The organism is Providencia sp. (assembly GCF_040396775.1).
In the GTDB taxonomy this organism is placed as follows: Bacteria; Pseudomonadota; Gammaproteobacteria; order Enterobacterales; family Enterobacteriaceae; genus Providencia.
Genome location: NZ_JBEBNT010000025.1, coordinates 1 through 24,914, shown reverse-complemented (window position 1 = coordinate 24,914; position 24,914 = coordinate 1). Strand labels below are relative to the sequence as shown.

Sequence of the window (24,914 nt, the reverse complement as noted above, 5' to 3'; positions counted from 1 at the left end):
TATAAATAGAATAGGAATCGGCTTATTTTGAGAAAGCAGTAGGATTGCTATGCTTTTCTTATTCATTTTTTGTTGGGGAAACAATGTTAAACCATGTCATTATAACGGCTATAATTGTTATTAGCCTAACTATAATGGCTTCCTTCCTGTATTTCAGGCGGGGGCGGCATTCTGGTGTCTATCAGATACCTTCGGTAGCCTCACCTTCCTTTCGCAAAATGATTGATTCAGACTACCAAACAATCACTCAGTATTTAAATTATTGCACTTCAACGTCAAATACACCTTCACAAAAACCGTGGCAAATTAAGCGGAATTCGACAATTGCTACTGTCTGCCATTCTGTCACGCGTTTTAATCTGCGCCAAGAACAAGGGAATAGCTGGCGTTATTTTATCGACACGATCGAAGTACAGCTTCCATCCCAGCTTGAGCCGTATCTACAGCGGCAAAATGTGATGGAAATAGTCGAAACTGACCATCTTCCATTGATTGTGTCTATGAATAGTCATTCATTGAGGGATTTTAGTAATGAATGGCGTGGTAACTTGGCATCGGCTGCAACGTTGCCTGAGGCCGCTATTCAGGAGCGTGGGCAACATAATGTTGAGTTATTACGTGTTCGTCAGGAAACACAGGAGGAACACCGCCTACACAATTCCACAGGGTGGTTAGGCGCTGGGTTGATTTGTTTAAGTTTTTTATTAGGTTATCTCACGTTAGTTTCTATTCGGATTTTGCAAGGGTGGGGGCTCATTAGTGCTGTGCTGGTTTTTATTATCGGTACGCTGGTTCTCTTTCGTTCAAAAATGTTTCCTCGTAAATACCAAGATATTCAATGTATTTATGGGCAGCCTAAGCGTTGGGAATTATACGGTGAACTCGATAAAAAATACTCCACGAGTGCTTCTGTTGGCGGTACAGATTTACATTACCCGCCACATTGGGAAGAATATTTAAAATACGAATCAGATAAACCCGTTAATATCGACTTTTACCCAACTGGGGAAGTCGTTCGCTATGGGCAGTACCTGTCTTTACACGAAGAAGAACGCTATTACCCTTACAAGCGTTACAAAAAAAATATCTTGATGTTCATCGGTGCATTATTGGTGATTGCGCTGGTATTTTCGTACCAATCCATGAGTCTGCCCATTAAATTGGGTTTTGCTTGGTTTGGTGGAACACAAAAAATTAATGTGACACAAGTGACGGAGCTTATTTCTCATAAGCTTAATGTGGGTGACACTCTAACAGCCCAAGGTAAGGGGATGTGCTATCGCCCACCGAATTTAGATGACGCCAATCAGGCGCAATTTGTTCCATTTGATTGCTCAGGTATTTATTGGAATAACATCAGCTTGTCGACAGAGCCGCAATCTGAGATTGCCGATCTATCGATATCTTTGCTCAATACTGTGAAAAGTCAATTACATCCGGATAAAAACGCGATTGGTGTGAACCCAAGGTTGCAGCGCGATATTATGAAATCCGGAATGAATATTATCTTTGATTTTTCGGCCATCATTATGCAAGCAAACAAGTTGTGTCAGGATGATAACGCTTGTCCAAAACTCAAAAATGCGCTGACAAACCTCGGTAGCACAGATGAATGGTCGACATTAGTGAGCAAAGCGTCATCGGGGAAATTAAGTGGTGCGCATGTTTTATTACGTGCAGGAAGTGCTGAGGCCTTGGAAAACATCGTTGAAGACACCACATATGACTTTATCAGGAAAGAAATAGACAAAGAAGTGCGTAAAATTAATAGTCCTCCCCCTGGTGGTGTGTTGTTTGTCAGTGATGAAAACAAGCCTCTGGTAGATTTAATGGTGGGGTCATCTTTTAATTTTAACGAGTTAACACCGTTGGAACGTTGGAAAGAGCTCCATCGTTTATCAAACCTGTTAAGCAATACCCCCTTTAGTGTAGAAGGGATTGTCACTAATTTATCAACGGATGCTAACGGCACACTGCATATCGTGTTACACGAAGAGCCAAACGAAGATATTGTCTCTCAGTATGTCTGTAGTACGCTTTTTGTTTTCTTTCTTATCTTTTGTGCGTTACTAAATGGTTCGCTAATTGTGTTCCGCATTTTGAATAATAAGAAGCGACTCCGTAATATCACGCGGTATTACGATAAATGCTTTGAGGCTAATAACCCTTCCAATCGTCATTAGCATTACCCAACAATGGTGGGAGCCTCATTGAGTTTGATTCAGACTGATTATGAGGAGGCACCATGAATCAACCATCTATAGAACCTGTTCGCCTCGATAAATGGCTTTGGGCTGCGCGTTTTTATAAAACGCGTTCCATGGCACGTGAAATGATTGATGGAGGCAAAGTCCATTATAACGGACAAAGGACTAAGCCTGGGAAAATCGTCGAGCTCCATGCATTGGTGAAGCTGAGGCAGGGGAATGATGAGCGGACGATTGAGATCCTTGAAATCAGTAGCCAGCGCAAAGGTGCGCCCGAAGCGCAATTACTTTACCGTGAAACTGCCGAAAGTATCGAACATCGTGAGAAAATAGCGTTAGCGCGCAAAATGAATGCGTTAACCATGCCTCATCCAGAGCGTCGTCCAGATAAAAAAGAGCGACGAACTTTGCTAAAATTTAAACAAACGAATTCTCATGAGTCATCTGAATGATGGCCTGAGCAACCGCCCGAGTAATAGAGAGAGATTATGTCAAAACAAGACCAACTCCACCGTTTTCTGTTTGAACAGCATTCCGTCCGTGGGGAAATGATTAGTGTCGATGAGACCTACGAGCAGATTTTAGAAAATCATGACTACCCTGTCGCAGTCAAAGGCTTGTTGGGCGAGCTGCTTGTTGCTACTAGCTTATTAACGGCGACGTTGAAGTTTGATGGTGATATTACCGTTCAAATTCAAGGTGATGGCCCCGTTAAAATGGCCGTTATTAACGGCAATAACCTACAACAAATGCGCGGTGTTGCGCGTGTTGATGGCCCCGTTGTTGCAGGCAGCACGCTGAACCAAATGATTGGCGATGGTTTTATGGTGATCACTATCACCCCTAGCCAAGGTGAGCGTTATCAAGGGATTGTGGCGATTGAGGGTAATTCCATCGAAGAAAGTATCGATGCGTATTTCCGCCAATCAGAGCAGCTGCCAACGCGTTTATTTATTCGTGTGGGTGAAGTTGATGGCAAAATGAGTGCGGGTGGGATGTTACTGCAAGTTTTACCTGCTGCGGATGAGAATAGCCACGATTTCTTTGACCATCTCGTGCAACTGACGGCAACGATTAAAGGCCAAGAACTGAGCACACTGGGTGTTAAAGAGGTCTTACACCGTCTTTATCATGAAGAAGATGTCACATTATATGACCCGCAATCGGTGGAATTTCGTTGCACCTGTTCAAGGGAACGTTGTGAAAGCACATTAGCAACTTTGCCGAAGGAAGATGTTATCGATATTTTGCACAAAGATGGAAAAATTGATATGGAGTGTGAATTTTGTGGCTCACACTACGTATTTATTGAATCCGATATTGAAGGGTTAAATGATGAGCGAAATCAGCAACTTCACTGATACGATTTAGCAACCTAATTATGTGACAAGGGTGCAATTCTGCACCTTTTTTTTATAATTTTAAAGCATTATTACGTGCTCTAAGTCTCATTATGGATTAAAAAAAATTATACATTTTCAATTCTTTGATAACTATCGCTGTTAATTAGTCGTAAAGAATTATGATCATCTGCAGATTAGTTATGTTTACCAGGAGCAATATAATGAGCGCTAAAAGCATTACCCTGAAGGAACTTGAAAAGTACGGTATTCATGATGTAGCTGAAGTGGTTTATAACCCAAGTTACGAGCTATTATTCACGGAAGAAACTAAGCCAGGACTTGAAGGTTATGAACGTGGCACGGTCACCACATTAGGTGCGGTTGCGGTAGATACAGGTATTTTTACGGGTCGTTCACCAAAAGACAAATATATCGTTCGTGATGATGTCACTCGCGATACTGTCTGGTGGGCAGACCAAGGTAAAGGTAAGAACGATAACAAACCGATGTCACAAGAAGTGTGGGCTGATTTAAAGCACATTGTGACAGAGCAACTGTCTGGCAAACGTTTGTTTATCATTGATGCATTCTGTGGTGCAAACGCAGATACACGTCTGAAAGTCCGCTTTATCACAGAAGTCGCATGGCAAGCGCACTTCGTTAAAAACATGTTCATTCGTCCATCTGATGAAGAGTTAGTTGGCTTTGAACCTGATTTTATCGTGATGAACGGTGCAAAATGCACGAACCCGAACTGGAAAGCACAAGGTCTGAATTCAGAAAACTTTGTAGCGTTCAACTTAACTGAGCGTATGCAGTTAATTGGTGGCTCTTGGTACGGCGGCGAAATGAAAAAAGGTATGTTCTCAATGATGAACTACCTGCTGCCATTAAAAGGCATCGCTTCTATGCACTGTTCAGCTAACGTTGGCGAAAAAGGTGATGTTGCGATTTTCTTCGGCTTATCAGGCACGGGTAAAACCACGCTGTCTACCGATCCAAAACGTAAGTTAATCGGTGATGATGAGCACGGCTGGGATGATGACGGCGTATTTAACTTCGAAGGTGGTTGCTACGCAAAAACTATCAACCTATCTAAAGAAGCTGAGCCAGACATCTACGGCGCAATCAAGCGTGATGCATTACTTGAAAACGTCATGGTATTAGCAGACGGTACTGTTGATTTCAATGATGGTTCGAAAACGGAAAATACCCGTGTTTCTTACCCAATCTATCACATTGAGAACATTGTAAAACCAGTCTCTAAAGCAGGCCATGCAACAAAAGTTATCTTCCTGACGGCAGATGCATTTGGTGTGTTACCACCCGTTTCTCGTTTGACCCCTGAGCAAACTCAGTACCACTTCCTGTCTGGTTTCACCGCGAAATTAGCGGGTACAGAGCGTGGTGTGACTGAGCCAACGCCTACGTTCTCAGCGTGTTTTGGCGCAGCATTCTTATCACTGCATCCAACACAATACGCAGAAGTATTAGTTAAGCGTATGGAAGCAGCGGGTGCGAAAGCGTACTTAGTGAACACAGGTTGGAACGGAACAGGTAAACGTATCTCCATTAAAGATACCCGCGCCATCATTGATGCAATCTTAAGTGGCGACATCGAAAAAGCCGATACCATTAAGCTGCCAGTCTTCGATTTAGAAGTCCCTACAGCATTACCAGGCGTGGATACCAATATCCTCGACCCACGTAATACTTATGCAGATAAAGCGCAGTGGGATGAGAAGGCGAAGGATTTAGCGAACCGTTTCGTGAATAACTTCGATAAATACACAGACACGCCAGCAGGTGCTGCTTTAGTGAAAGCAGGTCCAAAACAGTAATTGGCTAATGCGTTTTGTGTTGTAGAGAAAGACGCTACAGTGTAGCGCCTTGAAGTCGTTGAAAAAGCAGGATAAAACGTGGTTTTTCCTGCTTTTTGTTATTAGGCGAAAATCAATAAGTTGATTTTCCTAATTTATTTCCAATAACTTATCTAACCAGCCACCAAACCTTACCGGTTTGGCGGCTGTCCGAAGGCGCTACAGTGTAGCGCCTTTCTTGTTGGTGATTACTCAGCAGAAGGCAGGTCAAATAACAGGATCTCGCTGTCTTCATCCGCCTTGATGGTTAAGCTAGCTTCTTCCCAAATCGCTAAACCATCACTGGTAGAGGCTTTTTGGCCGTTAATTTCAACGGTGCCTTTGACGACTTGAACCCACACCACACGTTTTTCGGCAATCTCGTGGGTTTGTACATCGTTTGCAGGCAATGCCCAGCGCCATAATTCCATGTCTTGATACACTTTCAGTGAACCGTCACGGGCGTCTGGTGACAGAACCAATTGTTTACCATCGAGTGAATCAAAGCGTTTTTGCTCATAACGTGGCTCAATGCCTGTTTTTTCAGGAATGATCCAAATTTGGTACAGATGCAGCTCTTTATCACTGTTCGGGTTGTACTCTGAGTGGCGAATACCTGTACCTGCACTCATAATTTGGAATTCACCTGCGGGAATTTGCTCCATATTGCCCATGCTGTCTTTGTGCTCGACGGCACCATTAAGTACATAGGTCAAAATCTCCATGTCTTTATGGGGGTGAGTGCCAAAACCCTGACCTGCAGCGATAAAGTCTTCGTTAATTACTCTCAGAGCCGAAAAACCCATAAACTTTTCATCATAGTAGCTAGAGAATGAAAAAGTGTGCCAGCTATCAAGCCAACCATGGTTAGCATGACCACGTTCATTTGCTTTGCGTAAATAGATCATCGTGTTATCTCCTAGTTGGATACCCAACCGTGGTTGAACTTCTCTCTAAATCAATTGCTGACAGTTTAACCGTTTTGCTAAAAGAGAAAAGTAGCTGCCATTAACCATAGGATCCAAAAAATTTGAACAAGTAGGTTTAAGATAAGTGAAGAAAATAGAGGGGAATTAAGTAGGGAGAGTTTTAGTTAGTTAACGGGTGGGGGGACAGATAAAAAAATAGCCAGCGCAAGGCTGGCTAAAGTAAACACTGGAAGCAATGTGAGCAATGTCGTACTCCCTACAATAGGTGACTAAGTAACCATATCGAGGAAGTGATGATAATGATAATAGTTATCACTATCGTTTGTAAAGCATTATTTTTAACCAAAATAATATATCTTATAATTAAAACTGCAATTATATGATTTCTATGAAATTAAATATTAACCATTATTTTTCAATGGATTAAGAAATATTTGGTTAAAAGGATGCAAACAAAGAAACATCGCTAATATTGATTAACCTTAAGTTAATTATGGTTAATGGGTAGACTTTCGGCACACGCTGCGGCAGAGCTCCAAGCCCATTGGAAGTTATAACCGCCTAGCCAGCCGGTGACATCGACGACCTCACCAATAAAATATAACCCTTCGGTTTTCAGTGAACCCATTGTTTTCGATGATATCTCATGGGTATCAACACCCCCTAAAGTGACTTCCGCAGTGCGGTAGCCTTCCGTCCCGTTGGGTTGGACTTGCCAAGCATGTAGCGTGTTATGCAGCGCTTCAATTTGTGGGTGATTCAATTGCTTTAGGGCGCATTCAGGGATTTGCCCTTGTGCTTGCATGATTTCAATTAACCGCTTAGGTAATAATTTTGCGAGGGTGTTTTTTAAAGATTGATTCGGGTGCTCTTGTTTTTCTGCCGCTAAAAAATCACTCAGTGAAAGGTTAGGAAGTAAGTTAATACTCACATACTCTCCGGGGTTCCAATAACTAGAAATCTGCAAGATAGCAGGGCCAGAGAGGCCGCGGTGGGTAAAGAGAATATTTTCTTTAAATAGCGTCCCGTCAGCCGCTGTCACGGTTGCCGCGACAGAGATCCCTGAAAGTACTTGCAGCGCTTCTAAAAGCGGTTTATGCAGTGTAAATGGGACAAGGCCAGCACGGGTTGGAATAATCGAGTGGCCAAATTGCTCTGCTAAGCGGTAACCAAAGGGTGTGGCGCCAAGGCCTGGCATCGATAAGCCACCCGTTGCGACAACCAGTGAGCGAGCACTTACTTGGCTTCCATTCACCGTGACAAGAAAGCCCTCTGGCGTTTTTTCGACATCAGTGACTTCACTGCGAAGTTTGATTGAAACGTTCGGCAAATCACACTCATTTTGCAACATATCGACGATATCTTGCGCACTGTTGTCACAAAAAAGTTGCCCTAAGGTTTTTTCATGATAAGGAATATTATATTTGGTGACTAAGCCGATAAAATCCCATTGTGTATAGCGAGCAAGTGCTGACTTACAAAAATGGGAATTTGTGGAAATATAGTTGCTGTGCTCAGCGTACATATTCGTGAAATTGCAGCGCCCACCTCCGGACATCAATATTTTTCTGCCTAATTTTTTGCCGTTATCAAGGACGAGGGTGTTCAGTCCGCGTTTACCTGCGAGTGAGGCACAAAATAGCCCCGCGGCACCTGCACCTAAAATAATAACGTCGATATTTTTCACGGTTAGTTTCTCTATAGCTATTTGATTTTCAGCATAATTACATTATGAATGTGGTTATTTTACGTCATCTTGAGATAGTTGTAATGTAAAGCTTCGAGCGAGATCGGATGAAAAGTGTGTAAGACGTATTATAATTAGAAAAATTCGCTCAAAAAGAGCAAATAACTTTTATTTTCGGGAAATATCGGCAAAAAAGTTTCAAAAATTCAGAATAAGTTTGTTTTGATTAATGCATTGAAATATATGGAGTAATTGCTATGAGGTACTTTTTTGATGGGTAGTTAAATCAAAAAAAGGTTAGATTTTGCTTCCACCGCCAGCGTTTGTCACTGATAATGCGCCGCGTTCATGTCCAACATATAATGGCTTAACGTCTATGCTACATCTTTTTACAGGTTTAGAATTTCATACAGGTCTATTATTAGTTCTAGCACTGTTATTTGTGCTGGTCTATGAGGCTATAAATGGCTTCCATGACACCGCTAACGCGGTAGCAACGGTTATTTATACCAGAGCAATGCGGGCACAGTTCGCAGTTGTCATGGCAGGGGTTTTTAACTTTTTTGGTGTCTTGCTGGGAGGGTTGAGCGTTGCCTACGCGATTGTCCACCTCTTACCAACAGACCTCTTGCTTAATGTGAGCTCTGCTCACGGCCTTGCAATGGTCTTCTCATTGCTACTGGCTGCAATTATTTGGAACCTCGGAACGTGGTACTTAGGTATCCCCGCGTCCAGTTCCCATACACTGATTGGTGCCATTATCGGGGTGGGTTTAACCAACGCGATAGTGACAGATTCATCAGTGGTTGACGCCTTGAATATACCGAAAATGATCAGTATTTTCATGTCGTTAATTCTTTCTCCAGCGATCGGTTTCGTGATTGCCGGTTTGATGATTTTCTTTTTACGCCGTTATTGGAGCGGAACAAAGAAACGTCGCCGTATTCACTTAACACCTGCAGAACGTGAGAAAAAAGATGGTAAGCGCAAGCCACCATTCTGGACCCGTACCGCGCTGATTTTGTCTGCGGTTGGTGTTAGTTTCTCGCACGGTGCGAACGATGGCCAGAAAGGTATCGGTCTTATCATGCTTGTGCTGATTGGTGTTGCACCAGCAGGTTTCGTCATGAATATGAACTCGAACGGTTATGACATCGCGAGAACACATGACGCTGTCGTCCACCTGCAACAATACTATGAAACACATAAACCTGCGTTAAACCATGCGATAGAAAATGCCCCTGCAGTTGCTGAAAGTAGCACTGAGCCAGGTGGGGAATTCCATTGCGATAGTTCACGTACAGGTGCAATTTTAAATCAAGCTCAGACGATGCTAAATGGCATTCAGAGCTACGAAGAGCTAACGCCTGACCAACGTAACCATGCACGCCGTTTATTGATGTGTATCTCTGATACGGCGAATGCGGTCGCGAAATTACCAGAAACGAGCTCAAAAGATGCAAGCTTACTGAAAAAACTCAGTAATGACCTGCTGTATACCGTTGAGTATGCACCTTTGTGGATCATTATTGCAGTTGCTTTAGCCCTGTCTTTAGGCACCATGTTTGGTTGGCAGCGTGTTGCGGTCACTATCGGTGAGAAAATCGGTAAGAAAGGCATGACCTACGCACAAGGTGTTTCTGCACAGGTAACAGCGGCAGTGTCGATTGGTGTGGCGAGTTATACCGGAATGCCAGTTTCAACAACCCAAGTATTATCTTCAGCAGTGGCTGGGACCATGGTTGTTGATGGTGGTGGTGTACAGACTAAAACAATCAAAAGTATTGCGCTAGCATGGTTACTGACTTTACCAGTGTCAATTGTCTTATCTGGTGGGTTGTACTGGCTATCTCTGCTGTTTATCTAACAGCACTTCACTTGGCTTCACCGTTGTGAAGCCGTCGAAAGTGACATGAACACAGCGATATAAAAATACCAAATAGTGATGATCGTAAGGTCATCACTATTTTTTTGCCTCAAGAAAGCCTGCTAGCCTGTTATTAACAAATAAACTAAGCTGACGACAACAAGAATACTCAGCCGGCTTATCGTCATAAACTGCTTACGAATTCGCTCACAACGGGCAATGACTTCAGGGTCATAATGCTCAAGATACTGTTTGTTATTGATGTATCGGACAAGCCGAAGTTGTTTGTTCAGTTGGCCATGGGTAGTAAAAAAACCATTTCCATCAACAGATTGGTAGAGTAGCGGATCTGAATCCCGCAAAATAGACAATAAAACGCGAATAGATGAAAAATAACGCATCATGTTTAAGATGCATAAAATGCAGAGTGCCCAAAATAAAGCAATCATACTGAACATAATCCCCTCCTTAGAAACCCAGCTCACAGCACTTGTCAAAAAGGAAATACAGCAAGATATTTTATTTATACTCAGTCATTTCATTGTAGGATAAATAACCGCTTAAAAAAAGTGCAACTCCCACAAATTTTTGATTACTTTTTGTTTCTATTGAAAAAAATACTTTATTGCTCCTTATCATTGGATATCACACTTTAGCGTGAAATTATGTTGTTTTTTTCTGTGAAAGTGTAGCCATAACTCGAATTGTTTAGGTGAATATATTAATATTGAATGAATGATGTTATTGTTTTATAAAATGTTATAGACGCTTATGATTTTAAGGTTAATCTGCTTAGATGTGATCAACACAACACTTAATTATCACAATTAGCAGGTATAGTATTATTAAGATGTGGTGAAGGCATAACCACTGGATTAATCAGCATTCGGAAGGAGTTTACTTATGGCTTACAAACATATTCTTGTTGCGGTAGATTTATCACCTGAAAGTAAAGTATTACTGGATAAGGCTGTCTCTATGGCAAAACCTTACGGTGCCAAAGTCTCCATGATCCATGTTGATGTTAACTATTCAGACCTGTACACCGGCCTTATCGATGTCAATCTAGGTGACATGCAGCAGCGTATCACTGATGAAACGCGTAATGCACTGAAAGACTTAGCCGCAGGTGCAGGTTATGAAATGCAAGAAACCTTAAGTGGTAGCGGTGATCTCGGCCAAGTATTGGTTGATGCGATTAAAAAATATGACATGGACTTAGTGGTCTGCGGTCATCACCAAGATTTCTGGAGTAAGCTGATGTCATCTGCACGTCAGTTAATCAATACAGTTCATGTGGATATGTTGATTGTTCCGTTAAATGACGACGAAGAATAATCCATCTTCCTAGATTTGAAATATTATTCACTGAAAACGCTTGCTTATGCAGGCGTTTTTTTTGTGTCTAAATATGTCATTTGGGGTAGATATTGGCAGGTCAAGCAATTTTTTTTGCATTATAGTGAAAAAAAACCTTGAATTTAGAATACAAACTAATGATATATTCAATAGGCAAAACACAAATCAACCTCACATTTCCTAAAAATAATGACAAGAAAGAGTGAGGCACATCACAACAACCACACGTTAAAAAGGAAGACATAGATGACACAATCACTATCTTCATTCTTGGAGTCTGTCCAAAAAAGAGACCCTTCACAACCGGAATTTCTACAAGCGGTGCGTGAAGTATTCACTTCCCTTTGGCCATTCCTTGAGCAAAATGCAAAATACCGTGACCAAGCCCTGCTTGAGCGCTTTGTTGAACCCGAAAGAGTGATCCAATTCCGTGTGTGTTGGATGGACGACCAAGGCAAAGTCCAAGTCAACCGCGCATGGCGTGTGCAATTTAGCTCAGCCATCGGTCCATTCAAAGGCGGAATGCGCTTCCACCCATCAGTTAACTTATCCATTCTGAAATTCTTAGGCTTCGAACAAACACTGAAAAACGCACTGACTACCTTACCAATGGGTGGTGGTAAAGGCGGTTCAGATTTCGATCCGAAAGGGAAAAGTACGGGTGAAGTAATGCGTTTTTGCCAAGCATTGATGACAGAACTGTATCGCCACATTGGCTCAAACACTGACGTACCTGCGGGTGACATTGGTGTGGGTGCGCGTGAAGTTGGCTTTATGACGGGTATGATGAAAAAGCTGTCTAACGACACTTCTTGCGTATTTACGGGTAAAGGCCTGTCTTTTGGCGGTAGCTTAATTCGCCCTGAAGCAACGGGTTACGGCTTAGTATACTTTACTAATGCGATGTTACAGCGCCATGGTTTAAGTTTTGATGGCATGCGTGTTGCGGTTTCAGGTTCGGGTAACGTAGCACAGTACACCATTGAAAAATGTATGGAACTGGGCGCGAAAGTGGTGACTGCATCTGACTCTAGCGGTACTGTGGTTGATGAAGCAGGCTTTACTGCGGAAAAACTTGCACGCTTAGAAGAGATTAAAAACAACTACGGCCGTGTTGAAGAATACGCGAAAGAGTTTGGTTTAACTTACTTAGCGGGCCAGCAACCATGGAATGTCCCTGTTGATATCGCACTGCCATGTGCAACACAAAATGAGCTGGATGTTGAAGCGGCGAAAGTGTTAATCAAAAACGGCGTTAAAGCGGTTGCAGAAGGCGCAAACATGCCAACCACTATTCCTGCAACAGAGCTGTTCCTTGAGGCTGGCGTGTTGTTTGCACCAGGTAAAGCCGCTAACGCAGGCGGTGTGGCAACTTCTGGTCTGGAAATGGCGCAGAACGCGGCTCGTCTTGGCTGGAAAGCAGAGAAAGTCGATGCGCGCTTACACCACATCATGTTGGATATTCACCACCACTGTGTTGAGTTTGGTGGAGAAGGAAAACAAATCAACTATGTTCAAGGTGCGAACATCGCGGGCTTTGTAAAAGTCGCTGATGCAATGCTTGGGCAGGGTGTGTTGTAATCCTCTGACAAAAAAACGTACGCGAAAGGGCGGCTGTAACATACTGATAATTCACCTGTACATACGCCCTTCGCCGTTACGTTTAATCGTTATTTTTAATGCACGGATAGATATCGAATCGATGGCTTTTTGTTGTGACCGCTGACGGCGCTTTTTGTCCCGCAAGGGGTTCTGCGTAGTCAGGGCGTTTAACCACCACACGGCGTTTTGCCAAGGCAATCGCAGGCGCTAATAACGCATCTGCATCATCATCTGCTCCCACCAATGACTGAAACACCCGCATCTCTTTCTTTACCAATGCACTCTTTTGCCGATGTGGATACATCGGGTCGAGGTAGATAACGTCAGGCGCTGGAGTTATGTCACTCAGAGCCGTAATACTTGAGGCATGGATCAAAGACATACGTTCTTGCAGCCATGGGCCAATTTCGGCGTCTTGATAGCCACGTTGTAAGCCATCGTCTAGCAATGCAGCAACCACAGGGTGGCGCTCTAACATTCGAACACGACATCCCAGTGCGGCAAGCACAAAAGCATCGCGGCCTAATCCTGCGGTGGCATCAATCACATCGGGCAAATACTCTTTTTTGATCCCTACCGCTTTTGCTACCGCTTCACCACGCCCACCACCAAACTTACGGCGATGCGCCATCGCACCCGAAACAAAATCGACAAAGATCCCACCGAGTTTGGGCTCATCAAGTTTACGTAGCTGTAAATTTTCAGGGGTAAGCACCAGTGCCATCGTGGCATCTGGTGTATGGGAAAGCTGCCATTTTTCAGAAAGTTGAGAAAGGGTGCCTTGACTGGCACCCTCCTCACAGATCAACTGGATCTTAATGTGATTAGCCATGAATACCGTAGCTCTTCAACATCGCATCAAGTTCTGGCTTACGACCACGGAAGCGCTCAAACAACGCCATTGGCTCTTCAGAACCGCCGCGACTTAAAATATTGTCGAGGAACGATTGGCCTGTTTGGCGGTTAAAAATACCTTCTTCGCTAAAGCGCGAGTAGGCATCTGCCGCGAGCACATCAGCCCATAAATAGCTGTAGTAACCCGCTGCGTATCCGCCTGCAAAAATATGGCTGAAGGCATGCGGGAAGCGAGCCCATTTTGGTGATGGTACGACTGCAACTTTTTCTTTAATCGCATATAACGTTGGCATGACTTGCGCACCTTTTGCAGGGTCATACTCTGCGTGCAAGGTGAAATCAAACAGACCAAATTCTAATTGGCGTAGGACAAACATCGCAGACTGGTAATTTTTTGCCGCTAACATGCTGCTTAGCATTTCTGCGGGTAATGGCTCGCCCGTTTCATAATGACCAGAAATAAACTCCAGCGCTTCAGGTTCCCAGCACCAGTTTTCCATAAACTGGCTTGGTAATTCGACTGCATCCCATGGCACACCGTTGATACCTGCGACATCAGCCACATCGATTTGCGTTAACATATGGTGCAAGCCGTGACCAAACTCATGGAATAGGGTGATGACTTCATCATGAGTGAAGAGCGCTGGTTTATCACCTAATGGCTGGTTAAAGTTACATGTCAGGTAAGCTACTGGATTTTGCAGTGAGCCATCTTTGTGAACCATGCGACCAACACAATCATCCATCCAAGCTCCGCCACGCTTATGTTCACGTGCATAGAGGTCAAGGTAGAAGCTACCACGCAGGGTATTTGTTTCGTCGTACAGCTCAAAGAAACGCACATCTTTATGCCATGTTTCGACGTCATTGCGTTCTTTGGCGGTTAAACCATAAATACGATGAACCACTTCGAACAAGCCATTTAAAACGCGTTGCTCAGGGAAATAAGGGCGTAATTGCTCATCACTTAATGAGAATTTATGCTGTTTTTGTTTCTCGCTGTAATACGCTAAATCCCACGATTCTAAAGATTCAACGCCATAATGTTCTTTGGCGAACGCCGTGAGTTCAGCCAGTTCGTCTTTACCTTGCTGGTGGGCACGGTCTGCTAAGTCATTTAGGAAGCCTAAAACTTGCTCTGGTGATTCTGCCATTTTTGTTGCTAGGGATTTATCTGCGTAGTTTTTGAAACCAAGCAATTGGGCAAGCTCGTGGCGTAACGCCATTAACTCATCGATAAGTTCGCTATTATCCCATTTACCTGCATTTGGCCCTTGGTCTGAGGCGCGAGTACTGTATGCATGGCTCATTTCACGGCGCAGTTCGGCGTTATCTGCATAGGTCATGACGGGCAGATAGCTTGGCATATCAAGGGTTAAAAGGTAGCCTTCTTCGCCTTTGGCTTCTGCCATCGCTTTAGCGGCGGCAATCGCGCTCTCTGGCATACCTGCTAATTCTTTTTCATCTTTAATCAGCTTCGTCCACCCCATGGTGGCATCAAGTACGTTATTACCGAATTTAGAGGCGATCTCCGACAAACGTGCAACAATTTCACCATAACGTTGCTGTTTCTCAACAGGCAAACCAATACCGGATAATTCGAAATCACGTAAGGTATTTTCGATAGATTTACGCTGTGATTGGCTGAGTGAATTAAATTCAGCGCTTTCTTTTAGCGATTTATACGCTTGGTATAAAGGTTCGTGCTGGCCCATCCACGTACTAAATTCAGACAGCAGCGGTAAACATTGCTCGTAGGCTTCGCGTAATTCAGGGCTATTTTTCACGGAATGCAAGTGGCTAACGGGTGACCAAACGCGAGACAGCTTATCACTGGCTTCTTCTAACGGCTGGCACAGGTTATCCCACGTATAGTGTTCGGTTGCATTAAGGAGGTTTTCAACCGTTTGGCGGTATTCGGTAAGCACGTGTTCGACAGCAGGAAAAACGTGTGCAGGTTCAATGCTAGAAAAACGGGGTAATGCAGAATCGGCTAATAATGAATTTGTCATAAAAACATCCTGTGATTGCAGGCTTGTGCTCGTAGGCCAAGGCTTACTGTGTTGACAATAAAAGTTAAACGGCGAACTTATACCCAAAACGATTCATGTTATAGGGTGATAAAACCAGCACACCATTATGAATATAAGAAAGTATATGGGGGCGGATATGAAAACCTCAATATCAAGGTAACGATTTTTATTATCAGTGCTTATCAATAAATGGGTTTTTTGTTGGCTTTTATCAATAAAGAGGATGGTTGTAGTTTCAATGCTTTGGAAAATAATGAATTCAGTCTATAATCACTTTCCAATCTATAGAGGAAGATCGTCGTCTCCGGTGAGGCGGCTGGATTTCAAATCCAGTTGGGGCTGCCAGCAGTCCCGGGCAGGTTCGACTCCTGTGATCTTCCGCCATTCAAGTTCAATACACCTCCACTTAAGTCAATTAAACCTTTTAAATTCAATATATAACATCAATTCATAGTCAACTCAGTTCAACTGAGGTTACTCCACATCAACCTCCAATTGGGGGTGTTAATCGGGGGTGCATTTAGGTATGGTATATCTTGCACCCCCAAATTCTTATTTTCTTTGTAACAGATAGGGCTTACGGAGGTTTTGTTATGGCTCTGAGTGATATAAAAATTAAAACGGCAAAGCCGCTAGATAAGCCCTACAAACTTTCTGATTCAGGTGGGTTATATCTGATCGTTAATCGCAATGGTTCTAAATATTGGAGAATGAAGTATCGCTTTGCAGGCAAAGAAAAAATGCTTTCCATTGGTGTTTACCCACAAGTGACATTAGCGGAAGCAAGAAATGAACGTGATGATGCGAAAAAATTGTTAGCTCAAAATAAAGATCCAAGTGAACAAAAGCAATTAGCGCGATTAGAAAAGCACTTAGCTTCTGAAAGTACCTTTGAAGCAGTAGCTCGTGAATGGCACACCTCTAAAGCGGATCGCTGGTCATTACGTTATCGTGATGAAATTATTGATACCTTTGAAAAGGACATCTTTCCTTATATTGGTAAGCGTCCGATAGCAGAGATTAAGCCCTTAGAGCTACTTGAAACTTTGCGTAAGATGGAGCAACGCGGAGCCTTAGAGAAGATGCGTAAAGTCCGTCAACGCTGCGGTGAGGTCTTTCGCTATGCAATTATTACCGGTCGGGCGGAATATAACCCAGCCCCTGATTTAGCTTCTGCTCTAACTCCACCGAAGAAACAGCATTTCCCATTCTTAACAACTGAAGAGTTGCCTTATTTCCTAAAAGATCTAGCTGGTTATACTGGCAGCATAATCACTAAAACTGCCACTAAAATTATTTTGCTAACGGCTGTTAGAACACAAGAACTCCGCTTTGCTCGTTGGCAGAATATTGATTTAGAAAAAGGGATTTGGGAAATTCCAGCAGAAGTGATGAAAATGAAGCGACCACATTTTGTGCCATTATCGAAACAGGTGATCGAGCTATTTAGTTCACTCAAACCACTGTCAGGGCATTATGAGCTTGTGTTTATAGGCCGTAACGACCATAGAAAGCCAATCAGTAAGGAAAGCGTAAACCAGGTTATTGAGCTGTTGGGATATAAGGGAAGGCTAACAGGACATGGCTTCCGCCATGCAATGAGTACGATATTGCATGAGAAAGGATTTAATTCAGCATGGATTGAGACACAACTTGCACATATCGATAAGAATGCGATCCGTGGTACGTATAACCATGCTCAGTATATGGATGGACGTAGGGAAATGATGCAGTGGTATGCGGACTATATGGATTCTTTGGAAAGGAAAAATAATGTTATTCTGGAATAAGTTACGACTAAAATAATGATTATGAATACTTGAATGTTTATCGAGAATTTTATTTTTTAGCACTTATCCTACAAAAAGCAAGAGCCTCTGTCCTGATGGACAGGGGCTTTTTTCATTGTCAGCCTCAAACCACCTCCTAAGGTGGTGGTGATTGATCCTTTGAGGTTATAGCCTGCCTGAACGAAAAATATGTTAAAAAACAATCTATTACCTACAAAAATAAAGAGGAAATAACATGGGTGTATACAGAAGTTCATCACATGTGTATTGGTGTTGCAAATATCATCTAGTTTAGACACCTAAATATCGTTATAAGATATTGAAAGATAAAGTAGGAAAAGAGCTTTATAGAACAATTTATATTCTCTGCAATATGAAAGACTGTGAAGTATTGGAGCTAAATGTTCAGCCAGACCATGTTCATTTAGTTGTAATGATCCCACCGAAACTATCAATATCAACACTAATGGGAGTCCTGAAAGGACGTAGTGCGATAAGGTTATATAATCGATTTCCACATATACGTAAGAAACTTTGGGGATAGGGGATATTTTGCTGATACGGTGGGGGTTAATGAAGCCATCATTAGGCGTTATGTAAGGCATCAGGATAAAGTTGATCCAGAGCTCGACCAACAAATGGAATTGTTGGAGGATTAATAAAGAATATAGCTCCTTTATAGGGGGTCCAATTTAAAGCCACCTCTTTTAGAGGTGGTATTTTACTTTAACCGACACAAAAGGAAATCATAATAGAAGCATAACGTATAGTCCGCCTTGTAGAGCACTTAGTAATACCATTAATCAATATTTAAAGCTGCTAGTCTATTTTTTTAACTGATTGGCATTTCATACCGACATTCTCTCTTAAAGGAAAAGAGCACCCTTTAGGATTGAATAACAGGATGATAAAGCAGCTCCCTTCTTTTAGCTTGTCCCCAATTATTCTCCCTGAATATGTTGCTAATCATGCTGTCAAACAGATATACCAACCCTTACCTAATTTACTGCTTTAGAATTTTAAATGCTGGGTTGAGAACTCCGAACATTTACAGCTAAACAAGAGTATTTTGGTGTAGGGTACCAGATAGATATGAAAGCGAAATAACTTCGTTTGGATACCGTATCTATTTTTTAGATAAAATCTAGCGGGTGCAAGATCTGCTATTATTGCAATGAGGCATATGCGAACCCTATCATAATACACTATACAGAACAAATATGTTCAATTAGCTCCAAATATGACAGAACCCCACATTGTGAGGTTTTAAGTAATAACCTAATTGGCTACTAACATGCCTGTGTTTTCATCACACTTTTGCAAAAAAATAGATTTTGCACCATGTGGATAGCTGACCGATATACCAAACTGTGAAGTTCTATATTGGGAGTCGCTACAGCAAGGGCATTTAAAATAATATAGACTTTTATAATGTCTTTAAAGCGCCCCCACGTTGCCAGCAGCAGGACCTTTCATTCCATTCTCAATTGTGAATGAAACTTGTTGTCCTTAGTTACTTTGGCCTCTTCTTCCTTAGTTAGATTCCTTTCTACTGATAAATTACTGCTCGATACAACTATAATCGAGATAGCCAGTAATACTGATAATGATTTACTCATCTCTCATTAAACATAAACATCAGACATTTATTTCATTTAGGTGAATAATATTAGTAAAGATGAAGTGTTGAAGCAATCAAAAAGACTCACATTGCGCGGCTTTCAATTGATTAATGCCACTAAATACAAAATATTCATTATTAGAATAATAAGTCAAGTTTATGCAAAAAACAGCAATCAAGATGATGCCCATTTCATTTTGTTGAAATAAATTGAATAAGTCTATCAAGCAAATATAGTTTACTAATATTAACAATCTGCAATAATTGCGATTGAATATAATAAACAAAAGGAACTATAATGTTATGAAATTACAAATATTAATAGTAGCAACTGTACTCGCTAGTTCAATTGGAAGCGCTTTAGCTTCAACTAGTAATGAAGGTTACTATGGTGCTGCTCGACTCTCTAAAGCTTGGCAAAAAGCAGACAGTATGGATACAAGTAGCAGGCCGGGTATTGGTCAATTTGTATCTAGCGACGACAAGGATGATTTTTATAATGGTTCTTTAGCTGCAGGCTATCAATTTGGTAATGGTTGGCGCACTGAAGCTGAGTATACCTTTAATAAAAAAGCAGAATATACAAGTGGGTCAACAGCGTTTTCCACGAGCTTTAATCATCACAAAACAGAGTCCCAACGATTAATGCTAAATGCTTATCGTGATTATCAAATTTATCAGGGGATTACTGTTTATGGAACCATCGGTATTGGTATTGCAAAAGTAAAATCATCGGGATGGCAAGGAAATATTTCTCGTCAATATGCTAGCAATACTGATACAAATTTGGCGTATTCTCTTGGCGCAGGTGTTAGTTACGAGCCTATTGAAAGACTTAATTTTGACTTAGGTTATCGCTATGTCGATCTAGGTAAAATTGAAAGCGGAATGAACTTATTTGCTAATGCTCGTGGATTACAAGACGAACAAATGAAAGCACACCTTAAATCTCAAGAAATTGTATTTGGTGTCAGATATTTATTCTAATACCACTATAGTATTATCTAATTGTTTGTATCTAAAGAATAGCTAACTTCTGTTAGCTATTCTTTATTGTAATAGCAAATTTATTGATGCCGAGGAGATACAAGTTCAATTATATAAAGATTCAGAACAATTTTTGCAAAGAAAAGTTAATGAAAAGCTTAAAAAAATGGAAATGTCAGAGAAAAAATATAGATTATTACTTATCTTTCCTTAATTCAATTTAATAAAAATCGCAGCTATTGCTAGACTTTAAATTTGTCTCCTGCCTTGTGAGTAAACTTTCGCGCAGCATATACGAAATCTATAACTTGATTTCTCAAAAATTAAATAAATCATTTGTCATAACAATAGTTTTTACCAGATTCATCACATATTGGCCGATATAGCATACATTCAGCCACTACAAATAGTTCCTATATACGCATTCTCTTCATTGTATCTTTTAAGGCTTTTTTGGTAATTGTCGGTTCTTCTAATAACTAGTGAAAAATACCAGCCACGACTCATAATTGGTATTTTTACAGCGATGACTTCATAATAGAATAAGTGATAAAAAGAGTTTAGTAATACAAAGTAAAATGTTTGGATATATAAGTCGCTAGACTGACCTATTCTCTGAGTTCAAATAATTTCTGTTTCGCTACCTTTAATCCTTCTTGAATATCTGGTTCGTTTATCTCAATATTCTTTGCTCTTCTGACATTCTTGCAAACAATATCATGCCAAGCATCAGTTAATAAGCATTCCGTATATTTAGTAACTAGGTCATCATGATGATTGACATACCACTCAACAGAAGTTTTATCATTACAACCTGACATTGTAATAACAGATATAATGAGACTAACTAATAAAAAGTATTTAGCCATTATACTTATCCTTACAGATTATTTAGGTCGGATACGCACATATCTAAAAGAAATTGGACTCATACTCTGTCTTTACATCAGTGCTAAACAATGAAAAATTCTCTAACTGTGCTTCAATCTACTATTCATACTAAAGATATTGATTAAATCAGATTTTCAAAGTTTAGCTCATATTTAAATAGCTTCCTCAAAGATGCCTTTTGGAACACAGACATTACCTTCGAATAATTTACGAGCAGTTCTGATCACGGCAGCCTGAGTATTTTCTATTCGATCCCCATCCTTTAATAAAGAAACGGTAATTTTCCCACTTGGATGTTCAATATTTACTATACTGTTTAGCCTATCTTGAGACTGACCACCTATGATTTTTTGAGCAATGGAGCCTTCAATTATTGTTGCTGTTGAAATACCTATAGAACCTGTAATTGCCAATGACTTATGGCAATTGTGTGGCATGAAATAGCGAACTTTAATCGTACCGTCCTCTGTTGGTTTGCTCAGAAGAACAGGCTTTGGAATGACTTTATCAGTTACATCGCCAAACCCCATTGCTACGCCAGCTTCTAGGCGGATCTTTTCAAGACGTTTCATAAACATCAAATCAGAATCCAGTTCAGTTGGAGACTCACTACCGGTTTTCCCCATTTGATGTGCATCGATTAAAATCATTGGCATTGCCATATCAATACATGTGACCTCAATGTCATCAAATACATCTGTTGCATTACCTGTGGGAAGTAATTTACCCGTTTTGCAACCTGCGGAATTTAGGAACGTCAAACCAATTGGAGCAGCAGCCCCTGGTACACCATCAATTTGGGTATCCCCTTCATAAGTTACTTTGAAATCAGGGGTCTGAACTTCAACATTAACTAATGTTCCAGTATTGAGATTCCGAATACGCACTGTCGTAACTGGATTTTTCGGAGCAATTAGCCCCTTTTCAATAGCAAATGGACCAACTGCACATAACATATTTCCACAATTTGGAGTTGTATCGACCCTTCGCTCTTTCACCATAACCTGAGCAAAAAGATAATCAATATCAGCATCAGGACTATCTGAAAGACTCACAATTGCTACTTTACTGGTTTGCGGGCTGCCACCACCGATACCATCAATTTCAAGATCATGACCTGAGCCCATCAAAGCGAGCAAAACAGCATCTCGTTCCTGAATATCATCTGGTAAATCACTCAATAGTATAACTGGCCCTTTAGAAGTGCCACCGCGCATCAGAACACAGGGTATGCTGAACATACTTTTTCTCTTCCTACATATTAAATGATACGCCAAGCGTCCCATATGCGGATAAATAACTCTAATGCAAAGAAACAAGAGATTAATGCATTTTACACATTAATAAGCCTTCAGTTACTATGGTTTAATTTCTCTATAAGCCTGAGGTTTGAAAAATGCAGCATGAATTACAGGGTATCCAATCTTTTGTAAAAGTTGCGGAAATTGGGTGTTTTACAAGAGCATCTCAATTTTTACACATCTCTCAGCCCGCATTGACGAGACGAATAAAAAAGCTTGAGGATAGTTTAGGTACAGCATTATTTGAACGCTCAACAAGACGAATAAAATTGACTGCTGTAGGGAGAGATTTTCTACCTCATGCAAAAAATCTCATCGATTTTTATGAAAGCTCGATACTCAGTATTAAAGAAATGGCAACACATCAAACTGGGACAGTGACTTTATCTTGTTTACCTACAGCTGCCTTCTATTTTTTACCTTCCGTTATTCGTGATTATAACGAACATTACCCGAATATACGTATCCGAATACTTGAGCATAGTGCTAGCGACTGCCTTGAGGCGGTACTTAATGGGGATGCAGATTTTGGAATAAATATGATTAACATCACACATTCTAATATAGAGTTCACACCTCTGGTTAATGAGCCTTTCGTTCTTGCCTGTAAACGCGACCATGAGCTTGCCAAAAAAAATCTCGTGATGTGGGAAGATCTTGCCGGACTCAAACTTATTGGAGTCCGAAAATCGAGTGGTAATCGATATCTAATTGATCAGGCTTTAGAAGGATTTAACTGGAAACCAAACTGGTTTTACGAAGTAAGACACCTGTCCACATCACTCGGGATGGTTGAAGCTGGGCTTGGTGTTGCTGTTGTACCAAGTCTGGCAATGCCTACAGATGAGCACCATATACTGGTTAGTCGACCACTTATAGAGCCAGTGATCAGAAGAACACTGGGATTAGTGTTTAGAAAGGGCTATACCTTGAGTCCTGCAGCCGATAAATTTCGTGAAATTTTGATGAAGCTTTGGTCTCAGGACAATACCAGCCCTTGGGTCAGTAGATTCAGCCGCTAGTATGGTTACAAACTCACTTACATACTTAAACTGGCACTAATACATCTTGAGTAGTTTGGCATATGGAATCGCTAAAAAGATACATCCATTTTACGGTGAGCACTACAGAGTAAAAATGGCACATCAAGAATTCGGATAGAACATAACCAATAGAGCGTAAATAGTGAAATGTCATACGAAGACGTTTATATTTTCTCGATATAATTGTAAATAGCATTGACTGAACTTTTCTTATTGTAGGTGTGATGCATGTACGCCAAGACAAACGCATAAATGACCAGTTAATAGACGGATCGTAACGTTACATTTTTAAAGATTGTTACAGGAGATCGCTGTGATACCAACCTGTACCGCTGTTACGCCATAAAAATACATATCTGAACGATAATTAGAACATTCTCTAAGCCAATTTAAGTGTCATTTTTATTATTGTCTAATTTAGTGACTTTACACACGTAATAGTGATATAAGCGGGCATTGATACAATTTTTGTTACCTTACACTATTAAACTGTTTAGTATATAGAAACCCTGCCATTTAACCAATCTAGAATTATTTACTTCTAATAACACTAAAAACGTATCATGATTTTAGTTAGAGTAGCAAAGCTATAACATCTCACAAATTAAAGTTGTTATTAGGGAGGGGCGAGAATAAAATATTATAAATGCATGCTTTTATCATGCCCCCATACTAATTTAACTGGTTTTTCACCTATTTTTCATATCGTTAACTCCTCAGAATTGTAATGGAATGTAACTTTTGATGTTTAATTTTTTTTATTTTTAATAAAATATACATTTGTTAAAAAGACTAAAAAAAAAACTCATATTTAGAGTATTAAATTATAAAAAATATCATTTTCAATAGTATAAGGTGTATTTTTAACTAATTAAACTGGTGGTGCTGTTTTTTGAAGCTTAATAGTATTTAAAAAAAAACTATTGATAGGAGATGCCTATTTAAAGTGCTCGGTTTAATAGGGGAAAGGCTATTTACTCTTTTTTTTATGTATTTATTATAACACTCAATGAAAAAAATTAGCGGGCTAACAAATGAAAGAGAAATTCTCTATTAATATTAGAGGCTAAAAATGAAGTCTAATTTAATTAGTTCTCAAGTTGGTATGTATTTGCGAAAAACACGTAAAGAAAAAAATATGACAGGAAAACAGTTGGCAAGACTAATTAATGTCAGCCAACAACAAATATCTCGTTATGAAACTGGATGTAGTTCATTATCACTAGAAAAATTAGATGAAATGCTAGTTGTTTTAGATAAGCGTTGGATTGAAATGATTTATTATATTGATTCTTTCTCTGAGGAAAAAAGAAAAAGTACAATTTCAAATAAAGAAATGATTCAAATCCTACTAAGTAATATAAAAGGAATTTAAAATTCTTTTTTAATTCAAACCACATCAATATACAGAGATGAAACAATTTCGTTTTGTTATTGATTTTTATTAATATAAAAGAGAGATTAGTATGTTAACTAAAAAAATGACATCTGTTTTGCTATCAACAGTTATTGCTGCTTCTTTTGCAACCGTTGCTAATGC

18 protein-coding genes, 1 tRNA gene and 3 pseudogenes are annotated in these 24,914 nt (G+C 40.6%); 13 read left to right on the top strand and 9 right to left on the bottom strand.

All coding sequences use genetic code 11. The features are described from left to right. Nucleotides 1-83: 83 nt before the first annotated feature. From ABWP91_RS18340 to pckA, 4 genes are all read left to right on the top strand, one after another. The gene (locus ABWP91_RS18340; RefSeq protein ID WP_353244453.1) at nucleotides 84-2,183 is read left to right on the top strand and encodes an IgaA/UmoB family intracellular growth attenuator; all 2,100 of its coding nucleotides are present in this window, start codon (nucleotides 84-86) and stop codon (nucleotides 2,181-2,183) included. A gap of 62 nt (nucleotides 2,184-2,245) precedes the next feature. Further along, nucleotides 2,246-2,659 carry a ribosome-associated heat shock protein Hsp15 gene (hslR, locus tag ABWP91_RS18335; protein ID WP_353244452.1) on the top strand — a complete coding sequence of 138 codons (414 nt, stop codon included), beginning with the start codon at nucleotides 2,246-2,248 and terminating at the stop codon, nucleotides 2,657-2,659. A 36-nt stretch (nucleotides 2,660-2,695) separates the two neighbouring features. Further along, a complete protein-coding gene (gene hslO, locus ABWP91_RS18330) occupies nucleotides 2,696-3,568 on the top strand; it encodes an Hsp33 family molecular chaperone HslO (RefSeq protein ID WP_353244451.1) in 873 nt (290 codons plus the stop codon). 203 nt (nucleotides 3,569-3,771) lie between these two features. Then, nucleotides 3,772-5,391 (top strand): phosphoenolpyruvate carboxykinase (ATP), encoded by a 1,620-nt coding sequence (gene pckA, locus ABWP91_RS18325; protein WP_353244450.1) that lies wholly within the window; start codon nucleotides 3,772-3,774, stop codon nucleotides 5,389-5,391. A 227-nt stretch (nucleotides 5,392-5,618) separates the two neighbouring features. Here the strand turns inward: pckA and ABWP91_RS18320 are convergent, their stop codons facing one another. Next, on the bottom strand, nucleotides 5,619-6,317 hold the full coding sequence (locus ABWP91_RS18320; protein WP_353244449.1) for a pirin family protein: 699 nt from the start codon (nucleotides 6,315-6,317) through the stop codon (nucleotides 5,619-5,621). Nucleotides 6,318-6,825: 508 nt separating this feature from the next. After that, nucleotides 6,826-8,025: a BaiN/RdsA family NAD(P)/FAD-dependent oxidoreductase gene (locus tag ABWP91_RS18315; protein WP_353244448.1), complete on the bottom strand. Its 1,200-nt coding sequence runs from the start codon at nucleotides 8,023-8,025 to the stop codon at nucleotides 6,826-6,828. 376 nt (nucleotides 8,026-8,401) lie between these two features. Here ABWP91_RS18315 and pitA point away from each other — a divergent pair, with 376 nt between their 5' ends. Continuing rightward, a complete protein-coding gene (gene pitA, locus ABWP91_RS18310) occupies nucleotides 8,402-9,892 on the top strand; it encodes an inorganic phosphate transporter PitA (protein ID WP_353244447.1) in 1,491 nt (496 codons plus the stop codon). A 122-nt stretch (nucleotides 9,893-10,014) separates the two neighbouring features. Here the strand turns inward: pitA and uspB are convergent, their stop codons facing one another. Continuing rightward, complete coding sequence (gene uspB / locus ABWP91_RS18305) at nucleotides 10,015-10,350, bottom strand: universal stress protein UspB (protein WP_353244446.1); 336 nt, start codon at nucleotides 10,348-10,350, stop codon at nucleotides 10,015-10,017. Nucleotides 10,351-10,795: 445 nt separating this feature from the next. Between uspB and uspA the strand changes: the two genes are divergently transcribed. Then, nucleotides 10,796-11,230 carry a universal stress protein UspA gene (gene uspA / locus ABWP91_RS18300; protein ID WP_219245245.1) on the top strand — a complete coding sequence of 145 codons (435 nt, stop codon included), beginning with the start codon at nucleotides 10,796-10,798 and terminating at the stop codon, nucleotides 11,228-11,230. Between the two features lie 267 nt (nucleotides 11,231-11,497). After that, complete coding sequence (gdhA, locus tag ABWP91_RS18295; RefSeq protein ID WP_219245246.1) at nucleotides 11,498-12,832, top strand: NADP-specific glutamate dehydrogenase; 1,335 nt, start codon at nucleotides 11,498-11,500, stop codon at nucleotides 12,830-12,832. An 82-nt stretch (nucleotides 12,833-12,914) separates the two neighbouring features. Here the strand turns inward: gdhA and rsmJ are convergent, their stop codons facing one another. Further along, the gene (rsmJ, locus tag ABWP91_RS18290; protein WP_353244445.1) at nucleotides 12,915-13,685 is read right to left on the bottom strand and encodes a 16S rRNA (guanine(1516)-N(2))-methyltransferase RsmJ; all 771 of its coding nucleotides are present in this window, start codon (nucleotides 13,683-13,685) and stop codon (nucleotides 12,915-12,917) included. Continuing rightward, complete coding sequence (gene prlC, locus ABWP91_RS18285) at nucleotides 13,678-15,720, bottom strand: oligopeptidase A (RefSeq protein ID WP_353244444.1); 2,043 nt, start codon at nucleotides 15,718-15,720, stop codon at nucleotides 13,678-13,680. The genes rsmJ and prlC overlap by 8 nt, the downstream gene beginning before the upstream one ends. Before the next feature lie 310 nt (nucleotides 15,721-16,030). On the opposite strand from prlC, the gene ABWP91_RS18280 reads away from it, so the two are divergent. From ABWP91_RS18280 to tnpA, 3 genes and pseudogenes are all read left to right on the top strand, one after another. Then, nucleotides 16,031-16,125 (top strand) — tRNA-Sec (locus ABWP91_RS18280). A 209-nt stretch (nucleotides 16,126-16,334) separates the two neighbouring features. Then, a complete protein-coding gene (locus ABWP91_RS18275) occupies nucleotides 16,335-17,531 on the top strand; it encodes a tyrosine-type recombinase/integrase (protein WP_353244443.1) in 1,197 nt (398 codons plus the stop codon). Between the two features lie 235 nt (nucleotides 17,532-17,766). Continuing rightward, nucleotides 17,767-18,190 (top strand): annotated as a pseudogene (gene tnpA / locus ABWP91_RS18270) (IS200/IS605 family transposase). A 619-nt stretch (nucleotides 18,191-18,809) separates the two neighbouring features. Here the strand turns inward: tnpA and ABWP91_RS19850 are convergent. Both ABWP91_RS19850 and ABWP91_RS18265 read right to left on the bottom strand, forming a co-directional pair. Next, a pseudogene (locus tag ABWP91_RS19850) lies at nucleotides 18,810-18,902 on the bottom strand (hypothetical protein); the annotation flags it as partial. 66 nt (nucleotides 18,903-18,968) lie between these two features. After that, nucleotides 18,969-19,040 (bottom strand): annotated as a pseudogene (locus ABWP91_RS18265) (cold-shock protein); the annotation flags it as partial. A 415-nt stretch (nucleotides 19,041-19,455) separates the two neighbouring features. On the opposite strand from ABWP91_RS18265, the gene ABWP91_RS18260 reads away from it, so the two are divergent. Further along, entirely contained in the window at nucleotides 19,456-20,139 is a 684-nt protein-coding gene (locus tag ABWP91_RS18260; protein ID WP_353244442.1) for an outer membrane protein, read from the top strand. A gap of 608 nt (nucleotides 20,140-20,747) precedes the next feature. Here the strand turns inward: ABWP91_RS18260 and ABWP91_RS18255 are convergent. Then, nucleotides 20,748-21,008, bottom strand: coding sequence for an EexN family lipoprotein (locus tag ABWP91_RS18255; RefSeq protein WP_353244441.1), 261 nt, complete (start codon nucleotides 21,006-21,008; stop codon nucleotides 20,748-20,750). Nucleotides 21,009-21,182: 174 nt separating this feature from the next. Beyond that, nucleotides 21,183-22,271: a 4-oxalomesaconate tautomerase gene (locus tag ABWP91_RS18250; protein WP_353244440.1), complete on the bottom strand. Its 1,089-nt coding sequence runs from the start codon at nucleotides 22,269-22,271 to the stop codon at nucleotides 21,183-21,185. A gap of 155 nt (nucleotides 22,272-22,426) precedes the next feature. On the opposite strand from ABWP91_RS18250, the gene ABWP91_RS18245 reads away from it, so the two are divergent. Both ABWP91_RS18245 and ABWP91_RS18240 read left to right on the top strand, forming a co-directional pair. After that, a complete protein-coding gene (locus tag ABWP91_RS18245; protein ID WP_353244439.1) occupies nucleotides 22,427-23,353 on the top strand; it encodes a LysR family transcriptional regulator in 927 nt (308 codons plus the stop codon). A 1,093-nt stretch (nucleotides 23,354-24,446) separates the two neighbouring features. After that, a complete protein-coding gene (locus ABWP91_RS18240) occupies nucleotides 24,447-24,749 on the top strand; it encodes a helix-turn-helix domain-containing protein (RefSeq protein ID WP_353244438.1) in 303 nt (100 codons plus the stop codon). Nucleotides 24,750-24,914: the final 165 nt, after the last annotated feature.